Origin of the sequence: Clostridium aceticum (assembly GCF_001042715.1) — a bacterium.
Taxonomy (GTDB): domain Bacteria; phylum Bacillota; class Clostridia; order Peptostreptococcales; family Natronincolaceae; genus Andreesenella; species Andreesenella acetica.
The window spans coordinates 1,294,209-1,310,256 of sequence record NZ_CP009687.1 but is presented as its reverse complement, the minus strand read 5'-3'; the positions used below and the strand labels follow the sequence as shown (position 1 = coordinate 1,310,256).

The 16,048-nt window shown below is 35.8% G+C and carries 13 protein-coding genes, 2 riboswitches and 1 other annotated feature; of the genes, 2 read left to right on the top strand and 11 right to left on the bottom strand.

Annotation, left to right across the window (positions count from 1 at the left end):
* Positions 1 to 5 precede the first annotated feature (5 nt).
* The 11 genes from grdC to CACET_RS06000 form a co-directional block, all read right to left on the bottom strand.
* Positions 6 to 1,544 carry a glycine/sarcosine/betaine reductase complex component C subunit beta gene (gene grdC, locus CACET_RS06055; RefSeq protein ID WP_048407532.1) on the bottom strand — a complete coding sequence of 513 codons (1,539 nt, stop codon included), beginning with the start codon at positions 1,542 to 1,544 and terminating at the stop codon, positions 6 to 8.
* 93 nt (positions 1,545 to 1,637) lie between these two features.
* Positions 1,638 to 2,948 (bottom strand): glycine reductase complex selenoprotein B, encoded by a 1,311-nt coding sequence (grdB, locus tag CACET_RS06045; protein WP_082058235.1) that lies wholly within the window; start codon positions 2,946 to 2,948, stop codon positions 1,638 to 1,640.
* Between the two features lie 41 nt (positions 2,949 to 2,989).
* On the bottom strand, positions 2,990 to 3,466 hold the full coding sequence (gene grdA, locus CACET_RS06040; protein WP_082058236.1) for a glycine/sarcosine/betaine reductase complex selenoprotein A: 477 nt from the start codon (positions 3,464 to 3,466) through the stop codon (positions 2,990 to 2,992).
* A 65-nt stretch (positions 3,467 to 3,531) separates the two neighbouring features.
* Positions 3,532 to 4,818 carry a glycine/sarcosine/betaine reductase component B subunit gene (locus tag CACET_RS06035; RefSeq protein WP_044825372.1) on the bottom strand — a complete coding sequence of 429 codons (1,287 nt, stop codon included), beginning with the start codon at positions 4,816 to 4,818 and terminating at the stop codon, positions 3,532 to 3,534.
* Between the two features lie 82 nt (positions 4,819 to 4,900).
* The gene (gene trxA, locus CACET_RS06030; protein WP_044825373.1) at positions 4,901 to 5,218 is read right to left on the bottom strand and encodes a thioredoxin TrxA; all 318 of its coding nucleotides are present in this window, start codon (positions 5,216 to 5,218) and stop codon (positions 4,901 to 4,903) included.
* 25 nt (positions 5,219 to 5,243) lie between these two features.
* Complete coding sequence (gene trxB / locus CACET_RS06025; RefSeq protein ID WP_044825374.1) at positions 5,244 to 6,191, bottom strand: thioredoxin-disulfide reductase; 948 nt, start codon at positions 6,189 to 6,191, stop codon at positions 5,244 to 5,246.
* Between the two features lie 61 nt (positions 6,192 to 6,252).
* Positions 6,253 to 6,636: a GrdX family protein gene (locus CACET_RS06020; RefSeq protein WP_052661488.1), complete on the bottom strand. Its 384-nt coding sequence runs from the start codon at positions 6,634 to 6,636 to the stop codon at positions 6,253 to 6,255.
* Positions 6,637 to 6,806: 170 nt separating this feature from the next.
* A riboswitch (glycine riboswitch) is annotated at positions 6,807 to 6,882 on the bottom strand.
* A 3-nt stretch (positions 6,883 to 6,885) separates the two neighbouring features.
* A riboswitch (glycine riboswitch) is annotated at positions 6,886 to 7,008 on the bottom strand.
* A 229-nt stretch (positions 7,009 to 7,237) separates the two neighbouring features.
* Entirely contained in the window at positions 7,238 to 8,080 is an 843-nt protein-coding gene (locus CACET_RS06015) for a DegV family protein (RefSeq protein ID WP_044825376.1), read from the bottom strand.
* Positions 8,081 to 8,202: 122 nt separating this feature from the next.
* A complete protein-coding gene (locus CACET_RS06010; RefSeq protein WP_044825377.1) occupies positions 8,203 to 8,673 on the bottom strand; it encodes a tRNA (cytidine(34)-2'-O)-methyltransferase in 471 nt (156 codons plus the stop codon).
* 559 nt (positions 8,674 to 9,232) lie between these two features.
* Entirely contained in the window at positions 9,233 to 10,225 is a 993-nt protein-coding gene (locus CACET_RS06005; RefSeq protein ID WP_052661489.1) for a TAXI family TRAP transporter solute-binding subunit, read from the bottom strand.
* Between the two features lie 309 nt (positions 10,226 to 10,534).
* Complete coding sequence (locus CACET_RS06000) at positions 10,535 to 12,496, bottom strand: TRAP transporter permease (protein ID WP_044825378.1); 1,962 nt, start codon at positions 12,494 to 12,496, stop codon at positions 10,535 to 10,537.
* Positions 12,497 to 12,613: 117 nt separating this feature from the next.
* Positions 12,614 to 12,818 (bottom strand) — a binding site (T-box leader).
* 502 nt (positions 12,819 to 13,320) lie between these two features.
* Here CACET_RS06000 and CACET_RS05995 point away from each other — a divergent pair.
* Positions 13,321 to 14,913, top strand: a complete 1,593-nt coding sequence (locus CACET_RS05995; protein ID WP_242846942.1) for a spore germination protein — start codon at positions 13,321 to 13,323, stop codon at positions 14,911 to 14,913.
* Between the two features lie 6 nt (positions 14,914 to 14,919).
* Positions 14,920 to 16,020 (top strand): GerAB/ArcD/ProY family transporter, encoded by a 1,101-nt coding sequence (locus tag CACET_RS05990; protein WP_044825379.1) that lies wholly within the window; start codon positions 14,920 to 14,922, stop codon positions 16,018 to 16,020.
* The last annotated feature ends 28 nt before the right edge of the window (positions 16,021 to 16,048 follow it).

Sequence of the window (16,048 nt, the reverse complement as noted above, 5' to 3'; positions counted from 1 at the left end):
ACTCCTTATTCTCCTAATAAGTGTGTGGCGAAGTTTCTCATGGCTTCTGCTATCATATTTTTTACTTCGCCTTCTGATACGCCTACTGTCGCCTCACCTTGCCCGTTGTTTTGTTCCATTACTATGGAAACGCCGTCAAATTGGTTGGTCATTCTTCCTAGGAATAAGCTACCTTTTCCTACGATCATTGCGCGGTTGATTTCTTTGTTTAGGAAGGCTTCTCTGGCATGGCCTATATAGGGTACACCGCTCGGGATATGTCCTTGGGTTGGTGCCCACCCTGGCATACCGTGTTTTTCGCCAAAGGTTGCTACTTCTTTTCTGTCTAGTTCTCCTCGTTTTACTCCTAGGGCTGCGATCATTTTGTAGTTGGCTTCTGGTACGTCTCCTGCTCCTGCTGGTTTGGTGACGTCTGGGTTTTGCATTTCTACGGAGTATTTGTCGATATCGGTAATTTTTAAGCCCCCACGGTCTAGTGGTGCTGTGATTAATGAGGTAATTACTGCTTGTGGTGAGGAGCCTGTTCCTACGGTGTGTCTTCCTAGTAGGTCTGTTCTTAGGATTGGGTTGATGCCATCGTTTTTACTTACGAGTACGGCAAAGCCTCCTATGATGTCTTCTAGGATTGGCATGTCTTTTTTTACATGGTCTTTTCCGTTCATGCCTAGTTTTGCTGTTGCTCCACCGGCTACGATGACTACGTTCTCAAAGACTCCTGCTTTTACTAGGGCTGCTGCTTCGATTAGTGCATGGGTTGGTGCTGCACAGAAGCCTCTTGTATCTGAACCTGTAGCGTTTACTGCTTCTGCCATTTCTGCTATGGATTTTGCAAAGTTTCCGCCGCCTCTTTGGTTCATGTCGCCGCAGGCTTCTTCTGAACATTCTATAACATAGTCTATTGTGCTTGCTTCGATGTTGTTTTTGTCTAATAGATGTAGGAAGGCTAGTACACCTGACGCCTTTGCTACTAGGTTTTCGTACATGATGTGGGCGTTTAGGTTGGTGTCTAGTTCATGGGCTCTTTTTACGCAGCCTATTAATTGATTTTCATGGTAGATGGCTTCTGCATGAAATTCTTTAATGGCTTTGTTAATTTCTTCTATGTCATTGCCTTCTTTTAGCTTCGCTATTAGGCTTTCCTTCATAAGGGGATGTTTTTTTAGTTCTTCTCTTACTTTTGTTGTAAAGTTTTTTTCTAGCATTACTAGGTCAAAGGCGTCTACGATCTTTAGTAAGGCGATGAATTCTGCCTGTGGCATAATTTCGCCGAATTTACCGTAACGGTCAGCTCCCTCAACTGCTTTATCATACCATGGCATGTCATAGTTTTTTAGTTCTTCGGGTTTTAGTTTTCCGATGTATACTTGGTTTGGTGGGTAGTTGACTACCGCTTCATAGCTTCTTAGATGATTAGGTAGTTTTTGTAGGTACTCAGAATTAGGATTAGATTGTTTTTCTGTTGTTTGTGTTGTTCCGTTGTGCATGATCATATCTGGTGTATGCATTAAAACATAGGATGATCCTTTTACTACTGCATAGGACATTGTTCGCACCTCCGTGGTATTTTTTAAAAACTACTTCTATTTAATCACATATTAACTAAATTTGCCAGCTGTTTAACCAGCTGGCAAATTTCATTAGTCTTCAAAAACAGTTTGTCCGTCTACTTCTGTAGTTAAAGCCTGTAAAGATTTTTCCACTAGTTTTCTTCTTAATACCTTTTCTTCTTTTTCCCCCAATGCAGGGTTTCCTAATGGATAAGGTATAGCCACCGCTGGAATAATTCTATTGGCACCAACTGTAAGTGAAATCGGCACTACTGTACAAATGTGAACTACTGGAATGCCAGTTCTTTCTATTTCTTTTACCATCGTTGCACCGCAACGTGTACAGGTACCTCATGTTGAGGTTAGGATAACTGCATCCACACCATCAGCCACTAATTCTTTTGCAATTTCCGCTGCAAAAGCTTTAGAATTTGCTACTGATGTACCATTTCCTACAGTACTGTAGAAATATCTATATAATTCTCCAATTTGACCTTCTTTTTCAAGGTCTCTTAATACATCAACTGGTACGACTCTATCAGGGTTATTATTTGCATAAACAGGATCGTAACCACCATGTGCTGTTTCATGATCAGCAGCTGTTAGCTCTGAAAAATTTGCAATATCATATTTACCATATTTTGAAGCACTTGAAGATTCTACTCTGTCTGGATTACCCTTTGGCACGATACCTCCAGAAGTCACTAGAGCAATTTTTGCTTTAGATAAGTCTTTAATAGCTGCTCCTGGTTCTACTCTATCAAAATCAGGCATTGGATATTCAGTGATATATTCCTCACCTTTAAGTTTTTTCATCAACATATTTACAGCTCTTGTAGAACCTTTTTCTTCAGCAAAATAATTTTTTCTAATGCCTCTTGACATATACTTATCTTCTGCCGGAGAACCTACTTCTTCACCCTTCATTAATTTTAGAGCAAGGTTCGTCATATCTGGAACTGCTTTCCGCATAGCTGCTGCTGAGTTTCCAGTTTCTATGATATAAACACTTTTTTTGTACATATCAGCTCCAGGGTTTTCTATATACATACCTGTTAATACAGGAATTCCCAGCTGATCTTGTACTGCTTTAGCTATTGTACCGCAAGCAACACCATATCTTCCAGCATTAAATGCAGGACCTGCTATGAATAAATCAGGGTTATACTTTTTAATCATTTCAATGATTTCAGTTTGTGCTTTCTCAACGTTTTCATTGAAATAAGAGTCACCGCATACAACTGTTGCTACGATTTCTGCTTCTTCTTTAAAGGCTGTATTAAAGGCCATACCCGGTCCTATAGCTTCTTCCTTCACTTCTGGTTGAATATCAGCTTTTTCTTCACCACCAACTCCAGCGAAGAATTGATTGATATAATGAACGACTCTTTTTTTACTCATATTTTCCCCCCTCTCTAAATTTTAACGGGATAGTTTATTTATTAGTCGTTGAATTTACAAAATTCATTTCTGATATTGCTCATTTCTTCGATGATTTCATCAACATTTAATACCATTTCCATCATGCCTACTTGTTCATCATAAACCTCAGCATCTACTTCGTCTTTGAATTGTGGTTCAACTACATGAAATACTCTAAGCCCTAACTGGACTCCTGCCAATGGACCCGCAAAGGTTGGATCACCTGCTGTTACAGTTTCAGCAGCAAGACCTGCTGCTTCTGCTTCCGCAGCTCCTAAAAGCACTACCATATTTTCTGCTCCGTGCTTTTCAGTTAAATCCTTTACTCTTTGTTGGTTTTCTAAGTCCATTGCTCCTGCAGCGGTTCAGACAAAACATTCAGTAGATGAGAACACTACTTCTGCTCCTGTACCCTTTAGGCATTCTTCGATGGCTGGACCAGGAATACCGTCTCTATCGCCAACAATGATGACTTTTTTATTATCATAAAATCCCATTGATATCATCCTTTCTGTGTAATTTTTTATTTGATCTATTTATGAACTCAATAATTTGAGAAGTATTAATAACCTTTTGCTGTTAATTTTCCAAAACCTGTTTCGTTAGTTGCACCAGTGATAGCTTGAATTTCTACCTCAATACTGCCATCTTCTCTTAAGCTACCTGCAAACCCTCCTGCAATAACATCAACATAATCTGTTACACCGATAATTCTTTTCATTGGAGGTAATACAATTGTTTCATTGGCGTTACCATTGGTTACTACTGCATCAGCTTTTGCATCAGCATCTGCTAAAGATTGAGACGCACCGTCTCTACCTGCATATTCATCCGTTACAATAACAGTTTTGACACCTTGATTCTCAATTTTCTTGCAGTTCATGATTAAGTCAGTATCAGGGTTACCAAAACCTTCTTGAGAAACAATAACACCATCTAATCCTAAATATTTACATAACTTTGCTGTCCAGTTAGAAGATCTCTCTTTGTCAGCAAGATAAACGTTTTCGTTGGTAATAATTACGCCAACAAAGTTGATTTCTTTCCCATGTTTTTCATAAAGGTCATTGATAATAGAATTATTTTGATGCACATAGGTTGGGTTTTTGTCACAAGCAGATACACAGTTACCGCTGATAATAGCTCCATCCATAATTTCTGTTGGATAAAGTATAGTAGGTACAATTTTCTTTGCATCTACGCCATATACATAGGTATCATGTAATAAACCTTGTGTTTGAAGCATATATACATATCCTACCTTTGGTAAATCAGGATATTTCTTCACTGACTCTAAAATAGGCTCTGTTTCAAAAGATTTAATTTCATCCGGCTCAATATTTTTAGCAAATTCGCCAAGATATTGTGCAGCCTTTAATCCTATCATTCTCACAGCTGCTTCATGGTCATATTGGTTAATACCTTCTGCAGGCTCAGCTACGATAACAATGTTATGCAGCTTAGAAAATGGAGTGTATTCAGCTCCTGGTCCTGTCATGTCGATAATTCCCTCTTGGAAACCAACGATTTTACCAGCAGTAACAACAGCAACGTTCTTTAATGCATGCGTACGACCAGTTCCAACTGTCTCAACTTTACTTAACACTCCAGGGAATATTCCACCCGGCCCCTCTACTTTAACTCTTGGCTCTATTACGTCTTTTACAGGAGTAATTCTTATTTCTTCACCTGGGTGAGCTAATTCAACATCTAAACTCTTGATGTGTTCGCTTCCACCAACTGCGCTTAATAGTTCCTCTTTGTTAATAAACAGAGTAGAATTTTCTACTTTAGTAGCTTGACCAAATTGTACATCTTTAATGAATATGTTTCCTAACTCTAATCGCACAAGCTTCACCTCCCTTTATTTATGGGTGGCCTGTAGCCAAAAAAATTACGTTACTGCTACAGGCCAAAATAACAGTGACATACTATACGTGTCTTTTAACCATTGCTTCGATATTTTCCCTTGTAGCATCGTCTTTAGTTACTTCTTCTATTTTTTCTCCACCCTTATAGATAGCGATTGTAGGTAGACCTAAAACTTTTTGTTTAATAGCTAATCTTCTAGCTTGTGTTGTATTTAATTTTACAAATTTTACCTTATCACCATAAACTCCTTCTAATTCCTCGATATCTGGTAATAATGCTTTGCATGGTTCACAACCATCGCTCCAAAAGTCTACTAATACGGTTTCTGATGCCTCTAATACTTCTTTGTCAAAAGTGTCTTTATCAACGGATAGCATTTTTTCACCTCCTTAAAAATAAACTTTATTCATGGAAAGTATGTTCAATATATTTTTCTGCTTGGATAGCTGCAATCGCTCCATCGGATACTGCTGTAACCACCTGTCTTAAGGATTTTACTCTACAGTCCCCTGCTGCAAACACACCTGGAATCTTAGTCTTCATATTATCATCTGTGATTAAGTAACCTGTTTCATCCATTTCTAATAAACCTTTAAATAAATCTGTTTGTGGAAGATAGCCAACAAAGACAAAGATACCAAATGTTCCATCTTCTTCATCTGCATGATATTCTGTTAATTCTCCACTCTTAACATTTTTAAATACAGCAGATTCTACCACGCCATCTCCTTTGACTTCCTCAATAACAGTGTCCCACATAAATTCCATTTTAGGGTTTTTAAAAGCTTTTTCTTGAATAGATTTTGCAGCCCTTAGTTCATCTCTTCTATGAACAATGGTAACTTTTCTTGCAAACTTCGTAAGGTACATTGCTTCCTCTACAGCTGAATCCCCTCCACCTATTACAAATACTTCAAAATCTGTAAAGAAGTCAGCATCGCAGGTAGCACAGTAGGACACGCCTTTACCCGTTAGTTCCTTTTCTCCTGGTACACCCATTGGTCTTGGTATCGCTCCTGGAGCTGCAATAATTGTTCTTGCCTGATAGGTTTCTTTCTCACCTACTAAAACTTTGATTTTTTCCTCTGTTTTTATTTCTTTGATGGTATCTTTTTTTATTTCTGCACCAAACTCTTTACATTGTTCCACCATTCTAGCAATCAAGCTTGGTCCTGTAGCGCTTTCAATAGATCCAGGATAATTAGCTACCTCATGGGTTGTAACAATTTGACCACCAGTTTTATCTTTTTCCAAAATTAATGTGGACATTTTCCCTCTTGAAGCGTATAACCCCGCAGACAATCCTGCTGGACCTGCTCCTATAATCACTACATCATAAATTTTTTCCATCTATCTCACTCCTTATTATTTTTAGGGCTTGTACTTTTAACTTACCCGATTCTGCTTATATTTAACATTGAGTTATACTTTGCATAGCACTATCCAATAGCCTACAATCAACTTCCTTAAAGTCTTCTAAAATACTTTCAGACCATGTGGGAGGTTTTTTCATTTCTATAAATTTTTCTGCTGTATGAATACTTTCTTCTATAATCATTAAGGAATCCATATTCATCTCTTTTTGTATATCTGAGATCAAAACACTCTTGTAAGGCGTCTCATTAGGTTTTATGCTGCCTGACAGAGGGTGGGTCAGTAAGTCATGTCCTTTATGTACCCAATCTCTAACAGTTACTAAAACTTCCATATAGGTTCCTTCGATAAAAATTATTTTATAAGCATTACGATACTTTTCCCAGGTTTTAGAATTGTTGGTAATTATAACTGGTTTCAAGAGTCTACCTCCATTTAACACACGTTTATATGAATTCAATTTATTTTATGTAAAAATGTTTATTTCATGTAGTAAGAATCAAAATAATCGCGTTTAAATTTTATACATGTTTAGCGTTATGTAAAACAAAAACAGAAATAATTTATATGCATGCCTATGCGATAAATTACCTCTGTTCATTAACCTGAGAGTTTCCTTCTAAATTTATAGAAATTGCTCCTTCGGTGCTATATCAGCTTTCCAGAGAACTGTCCAAATACGGTCCTTTTGCCTGAGATATTCACTAAAAATGGCGAATTTTCAGCTTGTTCCTTCGGCGCCTAAAGAATTTTTTTAAAAACAGATTCTTTAGATCTCTCCCGCACTTTTCTTCCAGTACTTATTTATTGATTTTTTTAATACTTTGTTAATGTGCAATCAATTTTGTCTATCTAGGTTCATTATAATGGGAAAGCGTTTCTTTGGCAACAGTTTTTTCAAAAAAATTGTATTATTTTTAACAACTAATTTGAAAAAACATCAAAAACATTAAAACTTCAACATGGATATTAATAAAGATTGTTTATTGAAAATATTTTATATTATTTTGTAAATACGAGAATTACTTATGATAAAAAATTGCTAAAGTGCCCGGACCAGCATGGGTTCCTATGGTACACCCTATCTCTGTCATAATGATCTCTTTAGGCTTCAGCTCACTAAGCACCATCTTTTTAAGTTCTTCCGCCTTTTCAGGATTATTAGCATGAGCTATTGAAACAGTTTTATTTGTAAAATCTCCACCTCTCTCTTTGGATAATTCTATCATCTTACTGATGACTTTCTTACTACCTCTAACCTTATCCAACGGCTCCACTAATCCTTCCACAACTGTTAGGATGGGTTTTACATTAAGTATTGTTGCAATGGTAGCCTTCATTGGATTCAACCTTCCACCTTTTTTTAAATATTCCAATGTATCTACAGTAAAAATATGATCAACTTTTGATTTCATCTCTTCTAGTGTATCAAGGATTTCTTTTCTTGATTTACCTTCTTCTACCATTTTTACGGCTTCATATACATAGAAACCTCCCCCAAAACATAGACTCATGGTATCAAATACATCGATTTTGTCATTTTCTAACTCCTTTTTGGCCAATACTGCTGCTTGATGGGTGCCACTGGCTTTGGAGGAGCCGTTGATACAGATAATTTCTTTCTCTTGCTTTAGCACTTCCTTAAAAGCTTCCATAAAAGTATTTGGAGAAATTTGAGAAGTTTTAGGCAGCTCCTTTACTTCTGTCAACTTTTTATAAAACTCCGCCCCCGTCAGATCTACACCATCACGATACTCCCCGTCTTCAAAGTGGATAGTCAATGGAATTACAAGAATATTATACTTGTCTACTAAGTCTTTGGGTACATCCGTCATACTATCGGTAATAATTTGAATACGCTTCATCTTAAACCTCCCTTTGACGATTTGATAATTTACCTTAACCATACATTATGGTTTACTTAATTTATTCCATAAAAACAGGATATTACCTTCTATTTTATGGGATAATTTTTAATCTAATTTTTCTATCTCATCCCTGGATAATCCCATTGCCTTAAAACTTCATAAATAGCAATAGCAACTGAATTGGATAGATTTAATGAACGAGCTTTTTCTATATTTAGCATAGGAATTCTTATGCAGGTTTCTTTATTTGCTGCAAGGATTGTTTTCGGAATCCCAGCAGTTTCCTTACCAAACATCACATATGCCTCTTCTTCATAGGCTATGTCGCTGTGTCTTTTTTCAGCCTTTGTGGTAGCATAATAGATTCTAGCACCAGGGTTTTTTTCAACAAACTCTTCATAATTGTTATAGTATCTAAAATCCAATAGGTCCCAATAATCTAGTCCTGCCCTTTTTACAGCTTTTTCATCTAATGAAAATCCAATGGGACCAATTACATGTAATACAGAGTTTGTGATTACACAAGTCCTTGCAATATTTCCTGTGTTCTGTGGAATTTCTGGTTCTAATAATACAATATGTAATGTCATTTTTCTTCCTCCCGTTAACTTTAATAGATTCATCTTGATGTTTTTATGTTTTAATTTCTAAAGTCCATCTACTGCTGTATATTTTTATCCTATCATTTGAATTATATCAAAAATTAATTTCTTTTATCACTATTATTTTCCGTGAATTGTTGGTCTGAAATACATTCATAGATATACACCGTAAATTTTAGTAGGCTAAGAACTACATTTGCAGCCCAGGTTTTTTGGGGAAACCGTAGACCCTGTATATTAAAGCTTTACTCCCTAGACTAAGATTCTCAAAAACTGCTTTGCTACCTTCTTACACAACAAAAGAAAGTGTATAATCTACACTTTCTTTTATTATATATAACATACACTCTATATAGTATATCAATGCTTCAATACTTTTTACTTTCTTTCCTTAAATATCAAGGAAATATCAAGGAAATATCAAGGATTATAGGCCTATAAGTCTCTCTGCTTTTCTTCCCTTGCCTTTTGGCATGTACTCAACCTTTTTAAGCATGTTTTTTTATTACCTATAGTCATCTTATATTGAATCTTAAACACTTACTTCTTATTCTAGGATTCCTACTTCTTTGTAGTACCTAATTGCACCATCATGCAGCGGAAGTCCTGCTAAATCTGTAACTGCATCTTCGATAGTTAAGTCTTTCAATGCATTATTGGATTGTTTTAAAGTATCTATGTTTTCCCAGAAGGATTTTGTTAAGTCATATACTACATCCTCTGAAAGGTCTGCAGTTGTAAACATTGCCATCTTTATTGCAGTAGTTGTTATGTCTTCTTCTTGTCCATCATAAGTTCCTGCTGGAATAACGTATTTAGCATACCAAGGATACTTTGCTTGTAATTTAGTAATTACATCCTCTTCAATTGAAACCAGCTTACCACCTGCTGTAGTAGTAATTTCTGTCACAGCAGCAGTAGGTAGTCCAGCCATGATCCAAGCACCATCTAATTGTCTATTTCTCATAAGATCAATGGCTTCAGTAAAACCAATAAATTGCACTTTTAATCCATCAGGATAATTAACACCTGCTTCTGTTAAATGAAGATTTGTTTCTACTTCTGTAGTACTTCCTGGAGCACCGGAAGCAAAGTTTTTCCCTGCTATATCCTTCAAACTATTAATATTTGATTCTTCTCTTACAACCACTTGATTTGGATTGTAATATAGTCCAGAAATTACTCTTAGTTTTTCATTGGGTCTTCCTTCAAAAGTAGCTTCTCCTTTATAAGACTGATACATCACACTAGTAACAGCCATACTTACTTGAGCTTCCCCACTTTGTAATAGGTTTAAGTTATCGATACCCCCGTTAGAAGCTTGTGCGTTAGCTCTTACATAGTCTAAATCATTGCTCCATAAGTTCGCTATAGATGAGCCTAATGGATAAAGTGCTCCCGTAGTTGCTGCAGTTGGAATATTAATTGTTACTGTTTCTTTTTCACCAGCCTCATTTTCAGCCATATTTTCATTTGTTTTTGTAGTACATCCTGATAAAATCATTAAAGATGCTAAGATTAATAATAATACTTTCTTCATTTAACATTTCCCCCTATTTCATTTAATTTATATTCTATATCATAGGCGTTAACTTAATCCAATTATTACTAAAACCCCTCTGGGTTTGTCATCCTGAGCATAGCGAAGGATCTTAGAATAACGAAGAATTTTAAGATCCTTCGACTTCCCTTTGCTCCTTCAGGATGACAAATCATGGCTTAAGTTAACGCTAATGTACTCTATATAGACATGCTCTTTTAAACTTTAGTAGGTAACAGCTACCTTATGTAGCTCTTAGTTCTAAAGGAAATCGTAGAACATCTATATTAAAGTTTAGTTTTTACTATATTAAACTGTTAAAGCATGCTCTTTACTTCTCATTTGTATAACAGTGATGGTTATTAATAGTATCATTCCTAAAATATCTGTCTGTAACTTTGGATCAATCGCTAAAAGCCCAACAATAATAAGTAAGACTCTAGTAATCCTAGAACATTCTTTAATCAACACTCCTTCTGTACCTGCTGCTAAACAAATCACCCCAATAGAAGCAGTAATTAATGTTCTAATCGTCAATAACAAAGATACATTCTCAACACTGCCAAACAATAAAAGAGGATTATTTAAGAAAAAGAAAGGAAGAATAAATCCCGTAATACCTAACTTGATAGCAATCAATGATGTCTTTGTTTGGTTAGATTTTGCTATACCTGCTGCTACATAAGAACTCATAGCCACTGGTGGCGTAATGTTAGATAAACAAGCATAGATTAGACAAAACATATGTGCAGCCATTGGTGTCGCACCTACATTGATCAGTACAGGTACTGCTACTGCTGCCACAATAACATATGCGGCTACGCCTGGAACCCCCATGCCTAAAATTATGCTCATAATCATTACCATAAATCCACCTAAGAAAAGTTGTCCTTCCCCTACAACTTCTAAAACCACATAACCAAAGTTTAGTCCCAAGCTAGTTAAAGAAACCGTTCCAATAATAAGACCAATCAATACACATGATACACCTACTCCAATAGCACCTCTGGCTCCTTCTGCTGTGGCTACTATAATGGTCTTTAAATCCATTCTAGTTTCTTTTCTAAAGGAAGATGATATTAATGTAGAGAAGATAGCAGCAACTGCTGCAAACAGTGGTGTATATCCCAACATCATCATTCCCATTAAAATCACCAGAGGGATAATTAAATGACCTCTTTCTTTTATCACATCTAAAGCAATTGGTATATTTTCTTTTGAAAGACCTTTCAGTCCTAGTTTTTTTGCTTCAAAGTGAACAGAAACTAGAATACCTAAGTAATATAAAAAAGCTGGTAAAAAGGCAGCAAGCATCACTTGCGTATAATTTATTCCTAAAAATTCCGCCATGACAAATCCTACAGCACCCATAATCGGTGGGGCAAATTGTCCTCCAGTAGATGCTACTGCCTCTACTGCTGCTGCAAACTCAGCTTTGTATCCTGTTCTTTTCATTAGGGGTATTGTAATAGTACCAGTGGTGGCCACATTAGCAATAGCACTGCCATTCATCATTCCCAAAAGAGCACTTGCAAGTACCGCAACCTTTGCTGGACCTCCCGGAGAACGTCCTACCAAAGTTAGTGCAATATCATTAATAAACTGGCTAAAACCGCTATACTTTAAAAAACTTCCAAAAATAACAAAGGTAAATATATAGGTAGCACTAACACCTATCCCTACACCAAAGATTCCTTGACTTCCCCAAAACATATGGCTCAACACTCTTCTTAAGGTAAATCCAGAATGTCCTAAGGGACCTGAGACAAATTTTCCAAACCAATTAAACAATAAAAAAATTACTGCTAAAACAGCTAAATTTTTACTTGTTCTTCTTCCTGCCTCTAGTACTACGATCATACCTATCCCTGCTATAATTAAATCAGTCTCATTTAAAAAACCACCTGACATAGCTACCCTCGGATAGTTTAAAATCAAATAGCCAAAAACAAATACAGTTAAAAGTATTAACAAAACATCTTGAACAGGTGGAAAATTTCTTATCCTTTTCTCTGCACTATAAGCTGGATAAAATAAAAAAGTAAATAGTAATAAGAACATCGCATGATAAGCTCTTAAGGTAATGGCATCCATCACCCCTAAAGTATTAAAATATAGCTGGAAAGCTGTCCATCCTACTAAAAGGATCACTACACCTATACTTAAAAAACCATCGTAATTTCTAATGCGCATATCCGCATCTTTTTCCTCTAATAGCTCCTGAGCATCTTTTTCTATCTCATTGAAGTCTTTATTCGCTTGTTGGCTCAAGAAGAATCCATCCTTTCTTTGTTTATAAGTTATGAATTATACTTTCTTTAATAGATATTTACATCATCCCCCCTTTTAGATGTCTCCCAAATATAAAAAAAACAAACTATTCTCCCCCACTGGAGCGAATAATCTGTTCGCGGTACCATCCAAATTTATATCTCATTTATATAACGGCATTTAACCGGCTGGGCTTAGTCTCCTTAGATTTCAGCCTGCAACTCCAGGGTGTATTCAACAACCATAGTCTATGGGTTTTCACCTTTCCCCACTCTCTTTAAGACATCTGTATTTGTTTACTTATCCCTATCACTGTTTTTAGATTATTTAATTTTATGTAATTTAAGTATCAATAAACTAAATTCGATTTTAATTTATTAATACTTATTTTAATTTATTAATACTTAAATTATCATGTTTTTTGAATCTTGTCAATAATAATAACAAAATTTCTTCAAAGTTGAAGTATCATATCAATATCTATTATACATTACTTTCTATAAAAATAATAAATGAACTACAATTCAGGAGAAGCTTTTACTCTCCCTAAATTGTAGTTCATTTTACTTTGAGGGTATCTTGCTTGATCTTTTTCCTATACAAACATTTTATCAGTATACTGAAAGCCAAAATATAGTATTTATCTTTATTGTCCTAAAACTTTGATGCAATTTTCTATCAAAGAATTTTGCTATACAGCACATAGTATGCAGCAGTCTAACAAGGCGCTAAATACAATGGATTCGTGTGTTTCTGTATAAAAATTCAAAGCAACTCTAATACTATTATGAAAGCATATTATGTCATTTATTTGGAGAGTAAAGATGAGAATGCCTAAAAAACCGAAAAAAGTAACAGCCATGGAGAATCAAAGCACAAACACTAATAATAAAAGTAAATATTCAACAACACTGCCTTCTCAACTCCTTGAAATGAGTATCTTTCCAAATATTGATAAAAATTTCGAATTTTTAAATAGTCTTATTGGAAAGGATATAGGTCTTATTGAAGGAAAGTATGCGGTTTTAAATGGCAAAGTACAAATAGGCGTGGTTTACATAGCCAGCATCACCGACAACCAATTAGTGAGCAGACAAGTCATAGAACCTCTTCTTCGGGGAGAATTTGGTTTAAATACGGACTTCGATGATATCCTTACACAAATACAATCAAAGTTTATCTATACATCAGATATAGAAAGAACCACTGAAATGAAACAGATTGTAGATAATCTTTTCATCGGATCAACGGTGCTTTTCGTTGATGGGATAGCTACTGCTTTTATTATAGGAAGCCGTAAAATAGAACAACGTCCTATAGAAAAACCTGATAATGAAGTAGTGGTATTTGGAGCAAAGGAGTCCTTTATAGAAGATCTACAAACCAATATCAGTATGGTTATTAAAAGACTTCCAACTCCTGATCTATGTTTTGAAAGCTTTACGATAGGTACCCTCTCTCGTACAGAAGTAAAGTTGCTATGGATGAAAGATATTGCTAATACAACAATTGTTGAGGAAGCTAGACAGCGTTTAAAAAGTATAGAGATAGATATGATCAATGATTTAGGGGCTTTAGCAGAATTGATAGAAGATAAACCCTTATCTATCTTTCCTAAATGGAGACAAACCCAACGTCCTGATATGGTAGCAAAATCCCTGTCAGACGGGTACTTTGCTATTCTATGTAATAATACCCCTTTTGTCCTTATAGGACCAGGATTGTTTTGGGATAATTTTAAAACAATGGATGATTATACTGAAGGAAGTATTGTTTCTTCTTATTTAAGAAGTACCCGGTATATAGCTTTTTTATTATCTATAATTGTTTCACCTTTATATCTGTCATTCGTAGCCTATAATCATGCCATCGTACCTCCTCCCCTTGCCATAAATATAGCGGCAGGAAGGGAAGGTGTCCCCTTACCTTCTGTTGTAGAGCTGCTGATCCTGTCATTTGCCATTACCGTCATCCGTGAGGCATCTATACGTATGTCAGGGGCAGTGGGTTTTTTCATAGGGGTGTTGGCAGCTTTGGTGATAGGAGATGCTGCTGTGACTGCTGGTTATGTAAGTTCCTCGGTTATTATCGTAGTGGCTATTTCAGCCATATCAGCCTATGCCATTGCCACCACAGTTATGGTAATACCCTCAAGGCTGATCAATCTTTTTCTCATTCTACTGGCGGGATTATTTGGCATGTTTGGATTAATTAGTGGTATTGCCATTATCCTTTGGCACGCAGTATCTCTAGAATCCTTTGGTGTCCCTTATTTATATCCTTTAGTACCCTTTGACCTTGAAGGCATGAAGGATACTTTTATACGTGCCCCTATAAGGGTTCTAAAAAAACGCTTAAACATGTTGGCTCCTTATAACCCCACCAGAATAAATAATAAGAAGCATGAGGGAGAATGATCATTTATGCCAGAGAATATCAAACTTACAAGAGAGCAAGTTATTTTTTTATGTTTTATTGGGGTTATAGGCAATATCGTATACAGCCATACATGGATTGATGATTATGTAGATAGATCTGCCTGGGTAGCAGGTTTATTGGGGGCTTTATTAATCATCCCTTTTGCAATGTGGATTTTATATCTTAGTAACCGCTATCCCCAAAGTACGATTTTCGATATTTTAGAAAGAGGATTGGGAAAGTTTTTAGCCAAGACTGTGAGTATAGCATTTATTTTAGTAAATATTGCAGTAGCAGTTGCACAGCTAAATATGTTTACACAAATGCTTAATGTGTTTTTCTTACAGTATACCCCTGTTTGGGTTACCATGATGTTATTAGTATTACTTGGGGCAATGTTTTCATATGGTGAAATTCAATCCTTTGCAAGATTGACTGAAATACTAGCTGTATTAGGTGTTGTTAATTATTTTGCTGCCTTTATCTTTGCATTTCCAAATTTTTTTAAAATCGAATATATTATTCCTGTATTTAATATGCCCTTCACTGGGTTCTTGAAAGGAACCCTATTTATGATAGGAGCCGCATCTGAATGTTTACTGATTTTAATGATTTTAGTACGCTTTATACCTAGTCCTGCAAAACACTACATGTGGGTTGTACAGGGAATAGCCCTAAGTGCTGTTGTTATTTCTTCAGCAATATTCGTAATCATAGGAGTGATGAGCCCTGAACTTGCAAAAGGTGTAGCATTTGGAGGAGTGAATGCAGCTAGAATTATAAAAATGGGAAATTTTTTGCAGGGATTAGAAATATTTATTTTCGCAAGCTATCAAATTATTGCTATTGGTAAAATCACAATGTGTATATACTGTGCATGGACATCTGCAAAAAAAATTTACAACAAAAAACCCCTGTTATTGTTGTTCATAACAGCCATCATGACATTTATCCCTGCAGTATGGTTAAGTTCCTATAATAAGGCCTATTTCCTTGCAGTCCTGTTGGCAAACTATATCATTTTACCCTTTTCTGTGTTTGTCCTGCTTCTTACTTCTATTAGCATATTTAGGACAAGGTCTTCCATTGAAAAATTCAAAGGATGATCAAGTATAGAATTTCCTATGGATTATA

Excerpts from the sequence above, each read along its gene's own strand:
- grdC (WP_048407532.1), bottom strand. The coding sequence starts at position 1,544 with ATGTCCTATGCAGTAGTAAAAGGATCATCCTATGTTTTAATGCATACA.
- trxA (WP_044825373.1), bottom strand. The coding sequence starts at position 5,218 with ATGCTATCCGTTGATAAAGACACTTTTGACAAAGAAGTATTAGAGGCA.
- trxB (WP_044825374.1), bottom strand. The coding sequence starts at position 6,191 with ATGGAAAAAATTTATGATGTAGTGATTATAGGAGCAGGTCCAGCAGGA.
- CACET_RS06015 (WP_044825376.1), bottom strand. The coding sequence starts at position 8,080 with ATGAAGCGTATTCAAATTATTACCGATAGTATGACGGATGTACCCAAA.
- CACET_RS06010 (WP_044825377.1), bottom strand. The coding sequence starts at position 8,673 with ATGACATTACATATTGTATTATTAGAACCAGAAATTCCACAGAACACA.
- CACET_RS06005 (WP_052661489.1), bottom strand. The coding sequence starts at position 10,225 with ATGAAGAAAGTATTATTATTAATCTTAGCATCTTTAATGATTTTATCA.
- CACET_RS05995 (WP_242846942.1), top strand. The coding sequence starts at position 13,321 with ATGAGAATGCCTAAAAAACCGAAAAAAGTAACAGCCATGGAGAATCAA.
- CACET_RS05990 (WP_044825379.1), top strand. The coding sequence starts at position 14,920 with ATGCCAGAGAATATCAAACTTACAAGAGAGCAAGTTATTTTTTTATGT.